The 19,588-nt window shown below is 47.4% G+C and carries 18 protein-coding genes, 1 tRNA gene and 1 other annotated feature; of the genes, 1 reads left to right on the top strand and 18 read right to left on the bottom strand.

Annotated features, from left to right (window positions below; all coding sequences use genetic code 11):
* Positions 1-211 precede the first annotated feature (211 nt).
* The 17 genes from HMPREF0980_RS10590 to HMPREF0980_RS10520 all read right to left on the bottom strand — a co-directional run bounded on the left by HMPREF0980_RS10590 (position 212) and on the right by HMPREF0980_RS10520 (position 17,517).
* Positions 212-1,852, bottom strand: coding sequence for a Na/Pi cotransporter family protein (locus HMPREF0980_RS10590; protein ID WP_049729018.1), 1,641 nt, complete (start codon positions 1,850-1,852; stop codon positions 212-214).
* Positions 1,853-1,935: 83 nt separating this feature from the next.
* Positions 1,936-2,292: a stage V sporulation protein AE gene (spoVAE, locus tag HMPREF0980_RS10585; protein ID WP_006442835.1), complete on the bottom strand. Its 357-nt coding sequence runs from the start codon at positions 2,290-2,292 to the stop codon at positions 1,936-1,938.
* 98 nt (positions 2,293-2,390) lie between these two features.
* Positions 2,391-3,395 (bottom strand): stage V sporulation protein AD, encoded by a 1,005-nt coding sequence (locus tag HMPREF0980_RS10580; RefSeq protein ID WP_049729017.1) that lies wholly within the window; start codon positions 3,393-3,395, stop codon positions 2,391-2,393.
* 55 nt (positions 3,396-3,450) lie between these two features.
* Entirely contained in the window at positions 3,451-6,174 is a 2,724-nt protein-coding gene (locus tag HMPREF0980_RS10575) for a cation-translocating P-type ATPase (protein WP_049729016.1), read from the bottom strand.
* 118 nt (positions 6,175-6,292) lie between these two features.
* On the bottom strand, positions 6,293-6,754 hold the full coding sequence (locus HMPREF0980_RS10570; protein WP_049729015.1) for a SpoVA/SpoVAEb family sporulation membrane protein: 462 nt from the start codon (positions 6,752-6,754) through the stop codon (positions 6,293-6,295).
* A gap of 120 nt (positions 6,755-6,874) precedes the next feature.
* Positions 6,875-7,291, bottom strand: a complete 417-nt coding sequence (locus HMPREF0980_RS10565; RefSeq protein WP_049729014.1) for a stage V sporulation protein AB — start codon at positions 7,289-7,291, stop codon at positions 6,875-6,877.
* The gene (locus HMPREF0980_RS10560; protein ID WP_049729013.1) at positions 7,251-7,925 is read right to left on the bottom strand and encodes a stage V sporulation protein AA; all 675 of its coding nucleotides are present in this window, start codon (positions 7,923-7,925) and stop codon (positions 7,251-7,253) included. Before HMPREF0980_RS10560 ends, HMPREF0980_RS10565 begins: the two co-directional genes overlap by 41 nt.
* A gap of 2 nt (positions 7,926-7,927) precedes the next feature.
* Positions 7,928-8,083, bottom strand: coding sequence for a hypothetical protein (locus tag HMPREF0980_RS19145; RefSeq protein WP_006442841.1), 156 nt, complete (start codon positions 8,081-8,083; stop codon positions 7,928-7,930).
* Between the two features lie 74 nt (positions 8,084-8,157).
* Positions 8,158-8,871, bottom strand: a complete 714-nt coding sequence (locus tag HMPREF0980_RS10555) for a SigF/SigG family RNA polymerase sporulation sigma factor (protein WP_049729012.1) — start codon at positions 8,869-8,871, stop codon at positions 8,158-8,160.
* The gene (gene spoIIAB / locus HMPREF0980_RS10550; RefSeq protein WP_049729011.1) at positions 8,850-9,305 is read right to left on the bottom strand and encodes an anti-sigma F factor; all 456 of its coding nucleotides are present in this window, start codon (positions 9,303-9,305) and stop codon (positions 8,850-8,852) included. Before spoIIAB ends, HMPREF0980_RS10555 begins: the two co-directional genes overlap by 22 nt.
* Complete coding sequence (locus HMPREF0980_RS10545) at positions 9,306-9,617, bottom strand: STAS domain-containing protein (RefSeq protein WP_049729010.1); 312 nt, start codon at positions 9,615-9,617, stop codon at positions 9,306-9,308.
* A 1-nt stretch (position 9,618) separates the two neighbouring features.
* Positions 9,619-9,834 (bottom strand): hypothetical protein, encoded by a 216-nt coding sequence (locus HMPREF0980_RS10540; RefSeq protein WP_049729009.1) that lies wholly within the window; start codon positions 9,832-9,834, stop codon positions 9,619-9,621.
* On the bottom strand, positions 9,806-11,179 hold the full coding sequence (locus HMPREF0980_RS10535) for a tetratricopeptide repeat protein (protein ID WP_049729008.1): 1,374 nt from the start codon (positions 11,177-11,179) through the stop codon (positions 9,806-9,808). Before HMPREF0980_RS10535 ends, HMPREF0980_RS10540 begins: the two co-directional genes overlap by 29 nt.
* Before the next feature lie 20 nt (positions 11,180-11,199).
* The gene (locus tag HMPREF0980_RS19595) at positions 11,200-11,334 is read right to left on the bottom strand and encodes a hypothetical protein (RefSeq protein ID WP_006442847.1); all 135 of its coding nucleotides are present in this window, start codon (positions 11,332-11,334) and stop codon (positions 11,200-11,202) included.
* Positions 11,327-12,646, bottom strand: a complete 1,320-nt coding sequence (locus HMPREF0980_RS10530; RefSeq protein ID WP_084002732.1) for a bifunctional folylpolyglutamate synthase/dihydrofolate synthase — start codon at positions 12,644-12,646, stop codon at positions 11,327-11,329. The genes HMPREF0980_RS19595 and HMPREF0980_RS10530 overlap by 8 nt, the downstream gene beginning before the upstream one ends.
* Complete coding sequence (locus tag HMPREF0980_RS10525) at positions 12,646-14,850, bottom strand: LTA synthase family protein (protein WP_049729007.1); 2,205 nt, start codon at positions 14,848-14,850, stop codon at positions 12,646-12,648. The genes HMPREF0980_RS10530 and HMPREF0980_RS10525 overlap by 1 nt, the downstream gene beginning before the upstream one ends.
* Positions 14,851-14,859: 9 nt before the next feature.
* On the bottom strand, positions 14,860-17,517 hold the full coding sequence (locus HMPREF0980_RS10520) for a valine--tRNA ligase (protein WP_049729006.1): 2,658 nt from the start codon (positions 17,515-17,517) through the stop codon (positions 14,860-14,862).
* A gap of 111 nt (positions 17,518-17,628) precedes the next feature.
* Positions 17,629-17,858 (bottom strand) — a binding site (T-box leader).
* Positions 17,859-17,989: 131 nt separating this feature from the next.
* Between HMPREF0980_RS10520 and HMPREF0980_RS10515 the strand changes: the two genes are divergently transcribed.
* Positions 17,990-18,062, top strand: a tRNA-Ala gene (locus HMPREF0980_RS10515).
* A 178-nt stretch (positions 18,063-18,240) separates the two neighbouring features.
* On the opposite strand, the gene HMPREF0980_RS10510 is transcribed toward HMPREF0980_RS10515, so the two are convergent.
* Entirely contained in the window at positions 18,241-18,771 is a 531-nt protein-coding gene (locus HMPREF0980_RS10510) for a ferredoxin domain-containing protein (RefSeq protein ID WP_049729005.1), read from the bottom strand.
* Positions 18,772-19,588 lie beyond the last annotated feature (817 nt).

Here is a 19,588-nt window from a genome sequence, read left to right as displayed (position 1 = left end):
CAGGCTCCGGACGCGTCTTGCGGCATTGCCTGCTGTTTGAAAGACCTTGGCTGTGCCAGCATAGGAATAGGAAGAGCCGGAATCAGGCAGAGATGTTCTGGATATAACATCTCATATCATAGCCTGATTCCGGCTCTTCTTACAGCAGCATCTGCACCTCGCCCGCGGCCTTTCTGCGCCTTCCCTGATGAGGCTGCCGCCTCCTGCACGGTTATGCTATCTGTTCCAATACTTCTTCTGCAATATTCCTTGCATGGTCTGAGATACGTTCCAGGCAGACAAGCGTATCCAGAAATACAATACCAGCTTCTGTATTGCATTGATTGTTGGTCAGACGCTTGATGTGTCTGCTGCGAAGCGTAATCTCCAGGTCATCTGCCTTTGTCTCTTTTTCAATCACCTTCAGTGCCATCTCTCTGCTTCCTTCGACGAAAGCTCTGAGTGCATATTTATAGCTGTCGATACACACGTCGAGCATCTCTTCCAGCTGTTCTTTTCCCACATCGGAGAATGTCACCTTTTTCTCATACAACGTCTCCGCAAACTCAGATATATTTTCACAGTAATCGCTGATTCTTTCTATATCCGACACCATCTGAAGCAGATGTGCCACATCCTGGTGTTCCCGTTCGCTTATCTGCAGGGAACTCAGCTTGATGGAATATGCCGTTATGCCTGCACTTAGCCTGTCCACCGTGGACTCTTCATCTTTCAGGAACTGGATATCGTCGTGGCTCTTCGTAAACAAGACATTTCTTGCAACCTCGAGGGAATCCTCAACAATCTGACCCATACGGGCTACTTCCTTCACCGTTGACTGTAGTGCCATAACCGGAGTCTCCAGAATACGGTCGTCCAGCAGCACCTTGCTCTTGTCCTGCTCTGCCTCTTCCACACGTCCAATCTTTTTTGCCAGTCTGATTATCCAGTTGGACATAGGGAACAGAAGTACGGTGGTACCGATATTGAAAGCTGTGTGAACCATACTTATCTGTGTCTGAGTGATGACACCGGTTCCTGCAAGCGGATTCAGCACCTCGAAGTACAGGATGGCAATCAGGCTGAATATGACCGTTCCGATGATGTTAAACAGGAGATGCATGAGCGCCGCCGTCTTGGCATTTTTCTTGGCCCCCATACTGGAAAGCATGGCGGTCACGCACGTTCCAATGTTCTGTCCCATGATGATATAGATTGCCGCACTGAACGGTACGAGGCCTGCTGCAGCAAGGCTCTGCAGAATACCGACAGATGCGGATGAACTCTGGATGATTGCCGTGACCAGTGCACCAGCCAGTATGCCCAGAAGCGGGCTGCCCCCCAATGTCACGAATATATTGCGGAAACCTTCGGAATCCTGAAGCGGCGCGACCGCGGAAGACATCGTCGTAATACCGATGAACAGAAGTCCGAAGCCTACGATAATACTTGCTATTTCCTTTGAGGAACGTCTCTTTCCTATAAGCATGATGACAACACCGAGCATGACTGCAATCGGTGCAATCTTTGAAGGGCTTAGAAACTGCGCCCACTCTACAGATGAGACGAGCCAGCCGGTCACTGTCGTACCGACATTGGCCCCCATGATGACTCCCATAGCCTGGGTCAGGTTCATGATGCCGGCATTTACAAAGCCTACGACCATGACTGTAGTGGCAGATGAGCTTTGGATTACTGCCGTAATCGCCGCGCCGAGCAGCACCCCCATCAGCTTATTCTTCGTCAGCACTTCCAGCAGGGACTTCATCTTATTACCTGCTGCGTTTTCCAGCCCCTGCGCCATAATCTGCATGCCATAGATAAACATGCCGAGACCGCCGACAAAGGGAATTATAATATTTACGTAGTCCATTGATTTCCTCCTAATGTACTCATATCCTTTAAAACCATCATTTTTACAATACCATTATCATAAGGAGAAAACAACAAGATTTTTTATTTTTTCATTTTAGGTTCAAATATCAAAGATGCCAGATATCCAAAGATGAGAGCCGCAGAAATTCCCACTGCGCTGGCCTTGAATCCCCCCATGAAGATTCCGATGAATCCGTGACTGTCTACAGCCTCTTTAACGCCCTTCCACAGTACATTGCCGAATCCAAGCAGCGGTACGCTCGCACCGGCGCCGGCAAACTTAAGGAATGGCTCATATATCTGAAGTGCCCCGAGCACCGCGCCCGAGCAAACGAGCAGAACCATGATGCGGCCCGGCATAAGCTTCGTCCTGTCCAGCAGAATCTGCACAAGAGCACAAATCAGTCCCCCAATCCAGAATGCATTAACATAATCCATATCCTACCTCCTTGTAAATTGGGGACGGAGTATTTTTAAAAAACCTCCGTCCCAAACTAAATTCTCCCTGTCCCTTTTTGGATTTGCCGTGTCCCTTCTCAGCAGTGTTCCAGTACTATACCATGCGCTATTCCCGGCACGCTTTCTCCCTCGTTGAAACTGACGGTGGACATGAGGGCGCCCGTCGGCACGAAGAGTATCCGTTTCCATTCTCCTCGTTCCAGCTTGGGCAGTATATAGGATGAAAGTGTAACGGCCGCACACCCGCAGCCGCTCCCTCCGGCATGGGTGTCCTGTGTCTTCTGATCATAGATTGTCATTCCGCAGTCCATATGATTTTTCTTTATATCAACATTTTTTCCCCTCATCAGGTCGAACAGGATACTTTGTCCTACATATCCCAAGTCTCCTGTCACGATACGGTTATAGTCGTCCGGCGTACGGCCGAAATCTTCCAGATTTCTCAGTATTGTGTCACAGGCGGCGGGTGCCATGCATGCCCCCATGTTCTGGGAATCTTTCAATCCGTAATCTACAATCTTGCCTACGGTGATGCCTGTCACACGTACATGGCTGCGCTTCGTTCCGACCACAAATGCTCCACTGCCTGTTACAGTCCAGTGTGCGGAGAGCGGTCTCTGATTCGCATATCCGAGCGGAAAACGGAATTCCTTTTCCGCACTTCCAAAATGGCTGGATGTAACCGCCAGCATATGATCGCCATATCCCGCAGCTACGCTCATGGATGCCAGTGCGATAGCTTCACCAGAAGTAGAGCAGGCACCGTAAAGGCCGAACATCGGTATGCTCAGTGCCTCTACTCCCATGGAAGTGGCTATCCCCTGTCTGAGAAGATCTCCGCCGAAAAGGTATCTTATGTCCCGTGCATCCATATGTGCTTTGCCAAGGGCAAGTACGCATGCTTCTTTCTGCATGGTACTCTCCGCCGCTTCCCACGTCTCTTCACCGAAAAGGTCATTTTCTTCCACCATGTCGAACATGCTTCCAAGCGGTCCCTCTCCTTCTTTTTTTCCAACAACGGATGCGCTGCCGGCTATATAAGGCGAGTTTTCAAACGCAATGCTTTGTAATCCCTGAATCATCCTTGTTTCCCTTCCTATCTTACTATTCCTTATTAACATAAAAGAACCGATAGGATTACCTATCGATTCTTATGCTTTCCATTTTCACTTGATTACATACATCCTTTTCTGGTTTTTGCAAAAACACCATAAGCTCATGGGCCAGTAAAGGAAACGCTGCCAGTATCGTCAGCCTGATCCATTCGTGCAACTCGAGATGAACCGTACCGAAAGCCTGGATGAGCACCGGAACCTCCGTCACAGATATCTGCAGCACAAATCCAAGTAGGAAGGCTACTATCATCCATTTATTTTCCAAATGGTTCATGCGGAACACAGACCTGTGGATATCCCGCATCCCAACCGCATGAAACAGCTGGGACATACCCAGTACTGTAAATGCATATGTCTGAGCTCTCATAAGTATCTCTTCGTTCTGGAGCGCAAGCGCGATATTGGAAATCGAAAACGGGGCACCTTTGCTCATGAGCAATTCATAAGGAACCGTAAAAAATGCAGTCAGGCTGATTCCCGCAATAAGCAGCCCATAGAAACATGTACATGCCAGGCCCCCTCTCGCAAACAGGCTTTCCTTGGCTTTCCTCGGAGGCTCTTCCATCAGGCTGTCCCCATCGTTCTCATCGACGCCGAGCGCCAGTGCCGGCAAGGAGTCGGTAATCAGGTTAATCCAGAGGATATGGCTTGATTTCAGGGGCGAAGCGATATCACAGAGCACAGCGAGAAACATCGTCATTATCTCGCCGAGATTGGATGACAGGAGAAATATTACCGTCTTTCGGATGTTCTCGTACACTCCTCTGCCTTCTTCAATCGCTTTCTCTATCGTTGCAAAGTTATCGTCAGTCAATATGATGTCCGATGCCTGCCTGGCCACATCGGTCCCTGTCATTCCCATCGCTATTCCCACATCTGCAGATTTAAGTGAAGGGGCATCATTAACACCGTCGCCCGTCATCGCAACTATATTTCCCCTTGTCTTAAAACCTTTCACAATACGAACTTTGTGTTCCGGCGACACCCGGGCAAACACACGGACATCATCCAGCTTTTTCAAAAATTTTTCCTCCGACAGATTCTGTACCTCTTCTCCTGTCATGCACTGTTCCTGGCGTTCTACTATTCCAAGCTGCCTGGCTATGGCAAATGCAGTATCAACATGGTCCCCGGTAATCATAACTGTAGTAACCCCTGCCTGTTTAAATCTGGCTACCGCCCCTTTTGCCTCCGGACGGGCCGGGTCCCTCATTCCAACCATTCCGATGAAGGTCAGTTCCCGCTCCACCGGTGCCGTACCCCCGGTTCTCATAGCAACTGCCAGCGTTCTCAGCGCCTGTGAAGACATTTTCTCGATTGCTTCTTGAATCTGACGGCGGTGCGTCTCCGTCATGGCCGTTACATTTCCTCGTATCAGTATGCGGCTGCATCTTTTGAGCACCACATCCGGAGCGCCTTTCGTATAAGTTACATTTGAAGAACCGTTCTTGTGCATCGTGCTCATCATCTTACGGCCGGAGTCAAAGGGCAGTTCCTTTTTCCTTGGCATCTCCTTTTCCAGTGCTTCCCTTCGGATACCGTACTGTTCCGCAAGATTCAAAAGGGCCAGTTCTGTCGGGTCTCCGATGCTGCTTCCATCCTTTTGCACAGCGTCGTTACATAACGTCATTCCTTGCAGCAGTTCTCTATGTTCCCTTACATTGAGCTCTTTCCCGTCTATGATTCTCTGATTGATATAGCAGCCCTCTACTGTCATCTTGTTCTGTGTAAGCGTCCCCGTCTTGTCAGAGCAGACGACGCTTACGGCTCCGAGCGTTTCCACAGAAGGAAGCCTCCTGACTATCGTATGTACCTTCACCATCCGTGTCACGCTCAGCGCCAGGCAGATGGTAACGACTGCCGGTAGCCCCTCCGGTACTGCTGCCACTGCAAGTGAGATGGCTGTGATAAGCATCTCTGCCATATTCCGGTGCTGGAGTACAGCGATGAAGAACAGAGCGGCGCACAGACCAAGAGACAGTATGCTCAGCATCTTGCCAAGTTCCCCCAGCCGCTTCTGCAGCGGTGTTATCTCTTCCTGGCTGTCATTAATCAGAGCGGCTATTTTTCCGATTTCCGTATTCATCCCTGTGGCTGTCACGATGCCGAGCCCACGCCCGTTTGTCACTATTGTGGACATATAAGCCATATTTCTGCGGTCACCGAGCGGTACGGACGACGCTTTGTATCCTCGTCCCTTCCCTTTCCCGGCAAGGAAGTCCGCATTCTTCTCAATCGGCAGCGACTCACCGGTCAGCGCGGATTCTTCTACCTTCAGATTATTCGCCTTGACAAGCCTCATGTCAGCCGGTATCTGGCAGCCGGCATCCAGGCATACGATATCACCAGGTACAAGCGATGAGGCCTGTACCTCCTGCTCCTTTCCTTCGCGGATTACGATTGCCTTTGGGCTTGTCAGCTTCTTCAAGGAATCCAGCGCTTTTTGCGCCTTTCCTTCTTGAATGATACCGACAAATGCGTTCATGAGCACTACGACAATTATAATGATAGCGTCGCTGACTTCCTGTAACAGTATAGAAACTGCCGCCGCGGCAAGCAGGACGTATATGAGCGGGTCATTAAGCTGCTCGAAGAACGACTCGATTTTGGTCTTCTTCCTGGCAGACTTAAGTTCATTTGCACCATTGTCCTGCAGGCGCTGTGCTGCTTCCGTATAGGAAAGGCCATTCTCTGAATCGGTTCTCAGTTCTTCGCATGCCTCCCTGACTGTCTTGTTCTCAAACATAATATTCCCTCTCCTTATCCACATTAACCCCTTTAAATGGAATTCAACAGGCCTGTACTTCCTGTCCTAGTACAACCTTATGCGGTAAGAATCGGGAATATGTTGTCTATCGCAAAATCTATTTGATGATATCAGCAAGTTTTAGAATCCAATAGCCAAGTCCTATGACCCAGCTTGTAAAGATACCATATAGGATAACCGGACCTGCGATTGTGAAAATCTTGCAGCCGATGCCCATTACCTGGCCTTCTTTCTTATATTCTATGGCAGGCGCTGCCACAGAGTTTGCGAAACCGGTTATGGGCACGAGTGCGCCGGCTCCCCCCCATTTGGCGATGCTTGGGTATATATTAATTCCGGTCAGCAGTACGCTGAGCAGGATAAGGATGAGAGAAGTCCATCCGGCACTCGTGTCCTTATCAAGCCCTGCCTTCTCACAATAGTTCAAAATTGCCTGTCCAATGACACAGATGGTGCCTCCGACAACGAAAGCCTTCGCCATATTAGCCGGAAGGTTGTGTACCGGCGTTTTTTGTTTTACATAATTTTCATAAGCCTGCTGCTGTTTTTGCTTATCCACAATTTTTCCTCCTTTTGGGGATAACTCGGGCGGGTGAGGTTGGGGACGGAGGTTTTTTAAAAAACCTCCGTCCCCAACCTCACTTATCCCTGTCCCTGATTGAATTTACCGTGTCCCTTTTTACCAGCGGTTGAAAAAGAATATCAATGAACCGATTCCTTTGCCAAATGCCATGCCGGCGATAAGATAAGGGATGTATCTTAGTAGCTTAACACGCCGGATAAAAATTGGAAATACGTTTAAGATTTCTGCAAGCGCCATGGACCAGCAGCCAACAAATATGCCTGCAAACAGCCCGAATATAGGCAGCAGGAATCCGCCGTGGGGAATGGCAATCCTGTAAATAAAAAATATATTGCCAAGCATACCCCCGAGTGCGACGCAGTCTTCATACAATAAGACGTGTTCTCCGGTGTGCGTACGGTCTGCAAAATCGGATACGACTCCAAGTCCGATGATAAAGGAAAACAGACCGCCGGCAACAACTACTCCGGCGCTAAGTCCGATGAGTGCCAGAAGGATTTGTGCTGCCCACATCCTGTTCTTTGCCCTTTCTGGAATATGTTTCTATCAATGTCGTCTGAATATCATTTTCATACAGACGCATCTCAACTTCCATTGGAGTCGGGTCTACGGTGAACTTTTTCTTGCCAAAGTGATTAAAGAAGATGAGAATTCCTATTATAAGCCCGATACAGTACGTCAGTTCCAGTATCGTAAAGCCATCTGTCTTCCGACCAGTTACGAGCTCGTATATCTGGGAGAAGAGTTTGACCGTATCAACGTCATTGTTGAAGGCCATAATAGAAAATGCAGCGCCTATAAACGTAATGACGATTACGCATGCCGCTTTCAGTACATGTGCAAATCCACCGGCCGTCTGCTGCTGCTCGTATGTTACGATAAAGTCCTGTTCCCCCAGATTCTGTATATCCATATTAGGAAACTGTTCATGAATAATTTCTATAACTTTTAAGATGGATATTGCAACTCTGTTTTGGCTTTTCTTATCTGTGTGATGAAATTTCAAAAGCTTCAGCGTATTCAGCTTCGGAACAACCGACGGATTGGAACATTCCATCGTAAGCACGTCCCCAAGTGTCACGTCAGGTTTTGTAACTTCTACATTTCTGTCTGCTTTTATATATACTGTCTCGCTGTTTGCCGCCATGCCTACACCCTGCTTTCCATTTCAGTCATTATTAGCGTTCCCTCGCTGACATCGCTTTTGCTTCTTACGTCATTAAAGTAATAGATACAGCCTATAATGACGGCCGCTGCTACTACACAAATTAAGCATACCCGGAGTTTTTTCCTGGCCTCATCCATACTGACACCCTCCTTATACTTCTTTTGTGGGTTAGTATGGATATATTTCGGGAAAATATACACGGGTATGCTTTTTATATTCTTTCACGCAGTCGTTTTAAAATTTTCTTTTCCAGACGCGATACCTGTACCTGGGATATTCCCAGTTCCTGACCTACCTGCGACTGCGTCTGGTTGGCAAAATACCGCAGATAGATAAGCTGTCGTTCATCTTTGTTAAGATATTCCAGCAGCTGCTGGAGCAGCATATGGTTCAGAATCTTCTCCTCTCCGCCTTCTTTTTCCGGAAGCTTGTCCATGAGACGGATTTCCTGCCCTTCTTTTTGATATATAGGCTTGTGCAGCGATTCGATATCGCCGCTTGCATCCAGCGCCATCGTAAGCTCTTCCCGGTCGACCTCAAGATATTCTGCTATCTCAGTTATAGTCGGTTCCCGTCCAAGTGCCTCTTGAAGCCTTTCCTGACAGAGGTACGCTTTGTAGGCAAGCTCCTTCAAAGAACGGCTTACCTTAATCATGCCGTCGTCTCTGAGAAAACGCTTTATTTCCCCAGATATCATCGGGACAGCATAGGTCGAGAACTTGACTTCATACGACATATCGAACTTATCGATTGCCTTCAAGAGCCCGATATTCCCGACCTGGAACAGATCTTCTGCTTCAGCGCCCCGGTTATAAAAACGTTTAACAATGCACCATACAAGTCCTGCATTTTCCTCTACTAACTGTGCTCTCGCTTCTTCATCCCCCTGGTGAGATTTTTGAATCAAAGCGATTGTGTGGTCCATACCTTACGTCCTTTACCAATAGTTTTTTCCATTTTTACGGTTGTTCCTTTACCTGGTTCAGATACGACATCCAGATGGTCCATGAAAGCTTCCATGAACGAAAATCCCATGCCAGACCGGTCTAATTCCGGCTTCGTTGTAAAGAGCGGTTCCATAGCCTTTTTTACATCCGGTATGCCTTTTCCCTTGTCCTCAATCTCCAGGAACAGGGTCTTGCCTTCTGTCCTGCATCGGATATAGATATTATGTACTTCGCTCTCATATCCATGGATGATTGCGTTGGTAACTGCTTCTGACACGGCCGTCTTGACATCGGAGACTTCTTCTACCGTCGGGTTCAGTGAGGTCATAAAAGCCGCTACCGTGACCCTCGCAAATGACTCATTAGATGAACGGCTGTCAAATATCAACTGCATTTCATTCGTATTTTCCATCTACTTATCCTCCTCATATATCTGCATAATTTTTGTTGCTCCGGACATAGTCAAAATTTTCTTCATTCTTTCATTGGTGTGGACTGCACACACCTCTCCTCCTAACATATAGATTCGCTTGTAGCGTCCCATAATCACGCCAATCCCAGAACTGTCGCAGAAAACCGTATCCGCAAAATCAAAAATTACATATCGGATATGGTTCTTTTCAATCAGATGGTCAGCCTCTCGCCTGATGCTCTCTGCATTGTGATGATCCAGTTCTGTCGGCAGGAATATGGTAAGGCAATTCTCCTGCACTTCATACTTCATGTTACTCCTCCTCTTTTCTATGTTTTATATCGGGACAGGGCAAATTCAATTTGGGACAGGGATTTTTTAATTGGGGACGGAGGAAATCTAAAAAACCTCCGTCCCCAACCCTTTCTTCGTCGATGTCACCAAAAAAGGACATGCAATCTAATTGCATATCCTTTATCTTCTGTAACCCTGTTTTTTCCTTATTCAGTTTGATCATCCGTACCGCCATCGTCCTTGTTCTCCCCGCCGGTCTTCTGTTCGTCCAGTGCTTTTTGAGCCTCGGATGCCGCCTCGGTGTTCGGATAGTTCTCTATAATCTTCTGATACTCGATATTCGCCTTGTCCTGGTCCCCTTTCTTTTCATAAGACTGGGCAAGCAGAAGCTTGGCACCGCCGTCGGAATATCCTTCATCCATCTGCATTACCTTTTCAAGATTGCTGATAGCAGTATCATAGTTGGCAACTTCAAAATTATTCTTAGATGTAGAGTACAGGTCCTCGCACATCCTCGGATAGAGCTCCCCGGTTATCTCGTCAAAGCGTTCCCGCCCCACGGTTCCAAGTGATTCCGCATTAACTTTCAAAAGTTCCTCCAGCATGGCATCGTTGCTCATATCCTTTGCATTATAATGCTTGGAGATGTTCATGACTATCTCATAACTGTCCTGGGTGGAAGTAGCCGTGGCTTTGGCATTTTCCGTCTCCTCGCTCGTGGAACGATAATCCTCAAGCTCTTTCTTCAAAGCACTTATCTGTGCTTTCTGCGTCGCAATCTGGTCGCTGAACGCCACGGTCTGCTTATTGAGCTTATCCTGTCTTGAGGCGTTGATCGCGGGCATAATCATAAACCACATGACCGCGACTCCCACAAGCACTCCGATTGCTATATTCACAATCGTATGCAGCCCTGTGTGTTCTTTGTAGCTCGATGACACCGGCTGTATAATCGTTTCATTACCGATATTATAAGTAACGGTCTGCTGCTGTTCCTCGGAATCCTTCTCCTTGATCCGTACATTCTTTGCTTTGCGTACCTGGTTCAGCTCATGCATGTACCTAAGCGTGATGTCGTCCGTCGTGTCCAGCTTGTGGGCTATCCTCAGGCACTGCCTCGCTTTGGAATACTGCTCTGTCTGGAGATATAAAAGTGCGAGAAGCTGATATGCTTTCACATAGGTCGGATGAGCGGCGACGACCTTCTTAAGCTGTATGATTGCCAGGTCTTCGCCGTTCTGGCGGGCATACCCGAGCGCCTGGTTGAACTTCTTAACCGCCTGATTCAGCGTATCAAGCTCTCCCTGCGTCTCCTGAAGCTTCTGGATATAATAATTGGATATGTTTTCATGAGACTGGAAATTCTTGCTGAGAATCCACTCAACCAAAGCCTCACCCACATCTCCTCTGCCGTAATATACAAGGCCTAGAAGATTTCTGGCAGCAATGTTCGCTCTATTATATTGTAAACTGCGCCTTAAGGATGTTATCGCGCCGGATAAATCCCGGATATTGGCTTTCTTAAGTCCATCGTTATACCAATAATTGGACTGGTATAAGAGTTTCATTGAATAATCCATATATCTACGTAACCCTTCTTCTACTTCGTCTGCTCTATCATTTCTTTGAGTATATCCGTCATATCAGTCAAATCCTCCTGATAGACTGCATCTTCTATATCTTCCACTTCCACACTGGGTTGGAATTTCTTTAATTCCTCTTCAAAATCAAGCATGTTCTTCGCCTCCTGCCAACAGCTTTTTTACCATCCCTGCCAGATACAGGGAACCAAGACAATATATCTCTCCCTCTCCCCTGATATCCCTGGCCGTGTCAAGGGCATCCCTCAACTCATTTTTAACAATCACTCTTTTATCTGTATATCTAACAAATACCTGTCCCAATTCCCGGGCCGGTACCTTACGTCTGTCATCGATTTCCGTGACAATATAAACAGCTGCATCCAGATTCTGGCACAGATATGATATCATCTGTTCATAGCTCTTATCCGCCACTGCGGAAAATATGACCACAGGCCTGGCTTCTTTCCCTTCTTCCAATATCCGCACAGTCTCTGTAAATGCCTCCACCGCACCAGGATTGTGGGCTCCGTCTATCGTCACATGAGGGGCGGCTTCTTCCATCCGTCCCTGCCACTTTACCGCAGCCAGCGCTTCGTGCCACCGGTCCCTGTGGACACCTTCGTCTGCAAGAAGGTAATCCGCCGCTTCCAGGGCAAGAACTGCATTCATAACCTGATAGACGCCACAGACAGGCATCTTCCACGTAACATCTTTATCATACGCATTCGTCCTGCAAAAAGCAATAGATTTGCGCCCAACTTCCAGGATTTCGTACGCATTTTTCGAGATTTCTCTACAGGGCGCCCCCATCTCTTCTGCCTTCATTCGAATCACTTTTGCCGCAGAGCGGCAGCTTCCGTCAAAAATCAGAGGTACCCCTGTCTTGATAATTCCTGCTTTCTCAGCCGCAATCTTTTCAATCGTGTCTCCAAGTATGTCCGTATGGTCAAGACTGATGGACGTTATGACGGTCAGGCACGGATTCCCTGCAGAATTCGTCGCGTCAAGCCTTCCGCCCAGACCTGTCTCCAGGATGATATACTCGACATCTGCCGCAGCGAACACTTTCATCCCCATGCCATAGAGAAATTCAAAATAGGAAGGATGGGATATGCCTTCACGCTCCATCTCTCCAACTACCTCCATGACCTGGCAGAATACGTCAAGGAAAGTCTCATCCTCCACCGGTACATTGTCAACCCGTATCCTTTCATTGACGGATATAAGATGAGGGGACGTAAAGAACCCCGTCCTTTTCCCCTCAGCCATCAGTATCTCTTGTATATATGCGCACACCGAACCTTTTCCATTTGTCCCGGCTACGTGGACAATCTTCCGGTCTTCACCTGGATTGCCCAGCCGCCTTAAGAACTCCCGGGTGTGGTCCAGCGAATGCTTTTTCGTAAATTTAGGCAGCTCCTCTATATAGGCTGCGGCCTGTTCATAATTCACTGCTCTCACCATTATTCTTCTGCATTGCCGGTCTGTTCCGTCCACGATTTGTCAGGATCAGTACCGGTCCCTTCCCTCACTGTCAGCATGCCGTCCTGATATACGTATTCATTAGAAGTCCGGAAGGTCGTATTGCTGGATCCCATCTGGACGACCGTGATGATGTCTCCGTCTGACGGCGTAGTCTCCGGCAGGTCTATACGGGTATTGTTAAGAAATGTACTCTTCTGTTTTTCCCCGTTTATAAATATCTTGCTGTGCTTTGTAAAGTTCTCCCCATACAAGCTGCAGCCCTCCTCAAGATGCTTCACTACATTCGTGAGCGTGACATCTTTCACACCCATCTGCATATGGCCTTCCGTAATAGGCGCCTTTCCATTATAAACGTATTGCTTGCCATACAGAATGTCATACTGCAGTAGTTCCAGATCGGACAGGTAGTTCTTCGTCTTCCTGCGCTCCTGGTGATAGTTGAATACGGTCCCGGAATGGATATCAAGGCGGTCAAATACATCCGCCATAATCTGGTAGGACGGTATGTTGCGGTCTTCCTTCTTCAGTCCGATATTATCCCAGATAACATAGTTCGTATTGTAGAGATAACGGCCTTTCAGGTCTTCCGCCTTCAGTCCCATCGTCGGAAGATGATCACCGTAGAATACGACCACTGTCGGTTCCCCTCTCTCTTCGATGGCTTTTACAAGATCCCCCGCAAACTGGTCCATTTCATAGACCTGGTTCACATAGTATTCCCATTTATTTTTCAGCCCTTCGTCTTCAATCCCTTCCACTTTGATCTTCGGATTTTCTATAATCTGCTCTTCCGGATAGTCTCCATGGCCCTGTACGCTGACGCCAAACACAAAGTCCTGCTGCTCTGTCGTATCCATGGCATCGATGATATGCTGGATGAGTATATCGTCTTTTGCCCATCCGTTTTCCGTCGTCTGAAGTATATTCATGAATTCTTTGCTCGTAAAGCTGTCGAATCCGATGTTGTTAAATACGTTCGCCCTGCTATAGAAATTTCCACCGTTATTGTGGAGAGCGTGTGAGCCGTAACCAAGTGCGGCCAATGCAGTAGCGGCACTTTCGGCCGTCTGGTTTTTAAGTACCGTCTTATACGGATACTCGCCGGGTCCAAAATACCTGAGGTTCATGCCTGTCAGCACTTCAAACTCCGTATTCGCAGTACCGGCGCCCACGGATGGCACTTTAAAGTAGCCCGAGGAATAATTCTTGTACATCGCGTGAAGATTCGGGCTCGCATCCTCAGATGTGGTAAAGAACTCTGCATCTGCCACGTCAAAATAGGATTCCAGCTGTATAAAAATGATATTCGGCAGTTCCTCTTCCGTGCGGCCGGTCTCATTTTTAGTAATTTCTCCGTTATTGCTGATTCTTTCAATCGTTTTCTTATTGTAATCGTTCGGCTCGTTGATGCCTGTGTTGAAGACGCTTGCCATAAAGCAATACGGGAAGCCATAGTCTTCGTATGCAAATGCTATATTTCCGAAATACGTTGATACGACTCTTTTCTCTACTGCAAGATTAGAGAAGAGCCCATATGCTGCAAAGCATACGATTATGCCGAGCAATGCCCATACATGATGCACCTTGCCTTCAAACTGCCCGCCGCGTTTCCACATGGACACGACCCAGATGACGACGGACACGATTCCGATAATCAGGATAACCAGTTCAAATCCATTAAAATAATTGTTGATGAGACTCAGACCATCCTTTGCCACTTTCAGATCCTGAGCGTTAAATGGCGTGACCCTCTTAAGCAGCATATAGCCATTGGCCACTCCGAGGATGAGCCAGAACACGCTGATCAGAATCCTGACAAATACTCTTCTCCTGAACAGATACACGATAGAAAATGTGATAAATATCATAAATGCATTGTACAAGAATACCATTGGCGTGCCTGTCATATAATCCCATGCTTCAAACAGGGAGTGCCTCGATATCGCCTCAATCACAAGATTGAGGAAGCATGCAAGAATCACATGGAACAGAAGGGAAAAACGGTTCATAAACTTATACACCGGCTTCATCTTCCTTGCAAACGCGCTGTTACGGCGCTGCTCTATAATCCTGGCACGCCTTTCCCTTCTGGCCTTCCAGTAAGTTTTGACATCTTCCTTGTTCATATGTTTCAATTTATGAAATGTACCTTTTATGTCAGGTCTATTAATCTGAATCTTCATATTATCCCCTTATGGCTGTCTGGCCTTCAGTCCTTCCAGCCTTTCTTTAACCTGGTCTAACATCTGCTGATATTTCACAAGTTTGTCTTTTTCCTCCTGGACCTTGGCCTCCGGAGCCTTGCTCATAAACTTCTCATTGTTCAGCATCCCTGTGGCACGCGCGATTTCTTTTGTAAGCCGTGCCTCTTCCTTTGTCAGACGTTCTGTTTCCTGTTCAAAATCTACCAGCTCATTGAGCGGAACATAGGCAGCTGCATCCGGTACGACGACAGAGACCGCGTCTTCCGCAATCCCCTCTCTGTCATTCTGGACGATGAAATCGCTTGCACTTGCCATTCTGATGACAGAATCCTTTAGTGCAGAAAGGCCGGCCCTCAATTTGTCATCTTCGCTTACCACGTATATCTTCGTCTTCCTGGCCGCAGGCACGTTCATCTCCGCACGGATATTGCGCACGCCTGAAATAATCGCCTTCAAGTGTTCCACGACTTCTTCCGCTTCTGCAAAATCCCTGTCTTGTCTATGCTCCGGCCAAGATGACATCATCAGAGATGCCTCTTCCGGTACGAGCTTACCATATATCTCCTCCGACACGAAAGGCATAAACGGGTGCAGAAGCTTCAGAGAATCTTTGAGCACCGTCCTCAATACCCACAGAGCGGCGTTGGCCGCCTCCGGCTCTTCCTGTGCACGGTAAATCCTCTGTTTGGCCAGCTCGATATACCAGTCACAGAATTCATCCCAGATAAAGTCATATACCTTCTGGAGCGCGATGCCAAGTTCAAACTTATCCATATTCTCTGTGGCTTCACGCACGAGCCTGTTACACTTTGACAGTATCCATCTGTCTGCATCCAGAAGCTTTCCTGCATCAGGTTGCGCGATGTCTTTGCCTTCGATGTTCATCAGAATAAAACGCGACGCATTCCATACTTTATTGGCAAAGTTACGGCTTGCTTCCACTCTTTCATTATAGAAACGCATATCATTGCCCGGTGCGTTACCTGTTACCAGCGTCATACGGAGCGCGTCCGCGCCATATTGGTCTATGATTTCCAGCGGGTCGATACCATTTCCAAGCGATTTGCTCATCTTACGTCCGAGCGAATCTCTCACAAGTCCGTGGATGAATACAGTATGGAACGGCGATTTTCCGGTATGCGCATACCCGGAGAACACCATCCGGATTACCCAGAAGAAGATGATGTCATACCCTGTCACGAGCACGTCGGTAGGATAGAAGTAATCCAGATCCTCATTCTTCTCCGGCCAGCCAAGCGTGGAAAATGGCCACAGCGCGGAGCTGAACCATGTGTCAAGCGTATCCTCGTCCTGCGTGAAGTGTGTACATCCGCAGTGCGGACACTCTTCCGGCCTCTGCCTTGCCACGACTACTTCACCACATTCGTCACAATAGTAGGCCGGAATCCTGTGCCCCCACCATATCTGGCGGGAGATGCACCAGTCGCGTATATTTTCAAGCCAGTGCAGGTAAATTTTGTCAAAACGTTCCGGAACAAATTTCAACTCACCCGTCTTGATTGCATCAATGGCAGGTTTTGCAAGTTCTTCCATCCTCACGAACCACTGCTGCTTGATCAGCGGTTCTACTGTCGTATGGCAGCGGTCATGCGTGCCTACATTATGGGAATGGGGCGCTACTTTGACGAGATAGCCCTGTTCCTCAAGGTCCTTTACAATCACCTTTCTAGCCTCATACCGTTCAAGGCCTGCATATGTGCCGCCATTTTCGTTGATGGTGGCGTCATCGTTCATAACATTGATTTCCGGAAGATCGTGGCGCTTGCCTACTTCAAAGTCGTTCGGGTCATGAGCCGGTGTAATCTTCACGGCACCTGTGCCAAACTCTTTATCTACATAGTAATCTGCAACAATCGGAATCTCCCTCTCTACAAGCGGAAGCAATGCCGTCCTGCCGACAATGTCTTTATAACGCTCGTCATCGGGATGTACCGCGATGGCGGTATCCCCGAGCATCGTCTCCGGACGCGTGGTCGCTATTTCAAGGAATCTGTCTGTTCCGACAATCGGATACTTTACATGCCAGAATGAACCGTCCTGTTCTTCATGTTCAACTTCTGCGTCAGAAAGTGAAGTCTTGCAGACCGGACACCAGTTGATGATTCTGGAGCCTTTGTAAATATATCCTTCTTCATACAGTTTGATGAATACTTCCTCCACTGCTTTGGAACAGCCTTCATCCATGGTAAACCGTTCTCTGTCCCAGTCACAAGACACGCCGAGCTTTTTGAGCTGCCCCTCTATCGTCCCTGCGTATTCATCCTTCCACTGCCACGTACGCTCTAAAAACTTCTCTCTTCCCAGCTCCTTTTTGTCAATGCCTTCTTCTTTCAGCTGGTTCGTGACTTTAACCTCCGTGGAAATGGCGGCATGGTCCGTCCCTGGAATCCACAATGCATTATAGCCCTGCATTCTTTTATAACGGATAAGGATATCCTGCAGCGTATTATCAAGCGCATGTCCCATATGCAGTTTGCCAGTTATATTCGGCGGCGGCATTACTGTTGTAAACGGTTTCCTGCTTCTGTCCACTTCAGCATGAAAGTATTTGCTTTCACACCATTTTTCATATAATTTCGGCTCAATCTCTTTCGGATTGTAAGTTGTTTCAAGGTTCTGGCTCATAGTTTCCTCCTCATACTCCTTCGTAAATGTTTCACACTCTTTTCACAATTCGGGGCAAGCCATGGATGCCGGAAGCACCCTGCCAAATAAAAAATCACCCCTTACCAGCATGTAAAGGGCGAAATAAAATCCGCGGTACCACCTTCATTGTACAGAAGAAACTGCTTCTATACATCTCCTCTTATTCGCTAACGGGAACGACTCCGGGATGACCTACTTGCCTTTCAGCCAACCGGCTCCGAAGCTACCTTCCGTCACTCCTACTTGAAACCATCTTCCAGCCCGTGGATGGTCCTCTCTTGCAAGGGTGGTGCCGTACTCTTCTTCTTCAACGCCTTTATCTTAATAAACTAATGAATATCATAGCCATCTAAGCCCGGTTTGTCAAGGTGTTTAGAGGATTTTCAGAATATCTTAAGGAGTTGAAAAATATGGTTTTCAACGAATCAATCTTGTGTTATAATCATGCCATGGGGTATTGGCGCAGTTGGGAGCGCGCTTGAATGGCATTCAAGAGGCCACGGGTTCAAGTCCCGTATACTCCATGTCTAAAGGCATAACTTCTTTGAATTGGAAGTTATGCCTTTATCTGTGTGTTCCATCAAGGCTCTGAGGGTAAGCTACGGTAATACAGCTATCTAGTAGTTATTGCTCTCGTTGCTGCTGTTTCTGTGTGATTAACAATCTTTGGAACAATCCTGCAGGCCGTGCGGCCGTTATGATCTACCTGTCATAATAGTTGCTTTTTCCTTTTGCAGAAAGAGGAATGCCAAATACCATGGCGGTGTCATCCCCAAAGATTCCCGTTGATTTAGCAGCCCTGCCTACGGAAAACATAATCCTATTGTCTATCCTGTTGTCTGCAGCAATGCTGACGGCAGAACTAAGTGCAATTCCAAGGTCTATAGGGTCATATACACAAGAGTTTTGTTTTGCCATACATTCCCCGCAGTTATCGCTCCCACAGTACTGGCAGGCTTCATTCAGGTCTCTAGTGTGGTGTCCAATGCCAAAAAACACAACTACATCGCTCTCTCTTATACTTTTAGAATCCCGAATCATGAATGGCAGGTTGTACTTTTCGCCTAGGTCCTCCATGCGTGCGGCGTATTCCTTCAGCTCTTCTCCGGCAACTATCACCGTTTCCAGATAGTCGCGTCCCCTTGTTTTTGGAGCCGTCCTCGCGGCAGCGGCCATTTGTTTTGCCACATTCATAATCGCTTCTCTTTCTGCTTGTTCTGAACTGATCATCATAGTGATTCCTCCTCGTTATTAAAATATTTTTAATAGTAAACTCTCTATTGCTGCAGGCATTTTCTCCTATGAACAGCCTCCAGCCCCCTAAAACGTGTCTGCGCACGTTAGGATACGAAAACTTTGAGTGATAAGAACTTGGCTTCTTCTAAAAATTTCAGTGCGTTATAATAAATAATAAGTTCAATATATTGTCCGTTTTCTATATTGTACTATTAGTTCTTTATATTGTCAACAGTGAAATATGAATCTTTTCTACAAAGTTGATGATGGATTCATACTAAAATTCGATTCACGGCATTGGAAAACCCTACGTGGAAAATGCTTCGGAAATCATATGGAAGCCTTGCATTTTCCGCTTTGAATATTTACGAACCTCATCCATGGAAGGATACCGGATCCTAGCAGGCTGGTATTCATAGATAATCGTATTTGCCGGGATGTCTAATTATTTTGCGGCTTTCCATCTAGCGCCCTTGCCAAAATCAACCGATACTTCTTCCTCTGTATGCTACGGCCTATTGTGTCCGTTTATTATACCTCCATTTTATAGCCGCCAGGTTAATAAAAAAGAGGCTGGAGAATGCATTGATACATACATGCTCCGCCTCTACTTTTTATTCCTGAATCATTTTTTCTAATGGATATATTATGCAACTTCATGAGCGCAACTAGACCGCCAATGGTCAACCCCGAAAGCAGCTCACCGGCATGTTTCGTCTTGTTTGACTCCTGTATCCAGTATATCTGCCATCCACTTTCGGCTTCCATCCAACTGCCTTACGCAGCGTCTTACGGTCCGTTCTTACGGATGGTG

This window comes from Dorea sp. D27, assembly GCF_001185345.1.
GTDB lineage: Bacteria > Bacillota > Clostridia > Lachnospirales > Lachnospiraceae > Extibacter.
The sequence above is the reverse complement of the archived record's forward strand: the minus strand, read 5'-3'. Positions and strand labels throughout refer to the sequence as shown.

What these genes read in the sequence shown, in the direction of transcription:
- HMPREF0980_RS10590 (WP_049729018.1), bottom strand. Translation starts at nt 1,852, where the DNA reads ATGGACTACGTAAATATTATAATTCCCTTTGTCGGCGGTCTCGGCATG.
- spoVAE (WP_006442835.1), bottom strand. Translation starts at nt 2,292, where the DNA reads ATGGATTATGTTAATGCATTCTGGATTGGGGGACTGATTTGTGCTCTT.
- HMPREF0980_RS10580 (WP_049729017.1), bottom strand. Translation starts at nt 3,395, where the DNA reads ATGATTCAGGGATTACAAAGCATTGCGTTTGAAAACTCGCCTTATATA.
- HMPREF0980_RS10575 (WP_049729016.1), bottom strand. Translation starts at nt 6,174, where the DNA reads ATGTTTGAGAACAAGACAGTCAGGGAGGCATGCGAAGAACTGAGAACC.
- HMPREF0980_RS10565 (WP_049729014.1), bottom strand. Translation starts at nt 7,291, where the DNA reads ATGTGGGCAGCACAAATCCTTCTGGCACTCATCGGACTTAGCGCCGGA.
- HMPREF0980_RS10560 (WP_049729013.1), bottom strand. Translation starts at nt 7,925, where the DNA reads ATGGCGGCAAACAGCGAGACAGTATATATAAAAGCAGACAGAAATGTA.
- HMPREF0980_RS19145 (WP_006442841.1), bottom strand. Translation starts at nt 8,083, where the DNA reads ATGGATGAGGCCAGGAAAAAACTCCGGGTATGCTTAATTTGTGTAGTA.
- HMPREF0980_RS10555 (WP_049729012.1), bottom strand. Translation starts at nt 8,871, where the DNA reads ATGGACCACACAATCGCTTTGATTCAAAAATCTCACCAGGGGGATGAA.
- spoIIAB (WP_049729011.1), bottom strand. Translation starts at nt 9,305, where the DNA reads ATGGAAAATACGAATGAAATGCAGTTGATATTTGACAGCCGTTCATCT.
- HMPREF0980_RS10545 (WP_049729010.1), bottom strand. Translation starts at nt 9,617, where the DNA reads ATGAAGTATGAAGTGCAGGAGAATTGCCTTACCATATTCCTGCCGACA.
- HMPREF0980_RS10540 (WP_049729009.1), bottom strand. Translation starts at nt 9,834, where the DNA reads ATGGCGGTACGGATGATCAAACTGAATAAGGAAAAAACAGGGTTACAG.
- HMPREF0980_RS10535 (WP_049729008.1), bottom strand. Translation starts at nt 11,179, where the DNA reads ATGGATTATTCAATGAAACTCTTATACCAGTCCAATTATTGGTATAAC.
- HMPREF0980_RS19595 (WP_006442847.1), bottom strand. Translation starts at nt 11,334, where the DNA reads ATGCTTGATTTTGAAGAGGAATTAAAGAAATTCCAACCCAGTGTGGAA.
- HMPREF0980_RS10530 (WP_084002732.1), bottom strand. Translation starts at nt 12,646, where the DNA reads ATGGTGAGAGCAGTGAATTATGAACAGGCCGCAGCCTATATAGAGGAG.
- HMPREF0980_RS10525 (WP_049729007.1), bottom strand. Translation starts at nt 14,850, where the DNA reads ATGAAGATTCAGATTAATAGACCTGACATAAAAGGTACATTTCATAAA.
- HMPREF0980_RS10520 (WP_049729006.1), bottom strand. Translation starts at nt 17,517, where the DNA reads ATGAGCCAGAACCTTGAAACAACTTACAATCCGAAAGAGATTGAGCCG.
- HMPREF0980_RS10510 (WP_049729005.1), bottom strand. Translation starts at nt 18,771, where the DNA reads ATGATGATCAGTTCAGAACAAGCAGAAAGAGAAGCGATTATGAATGTG.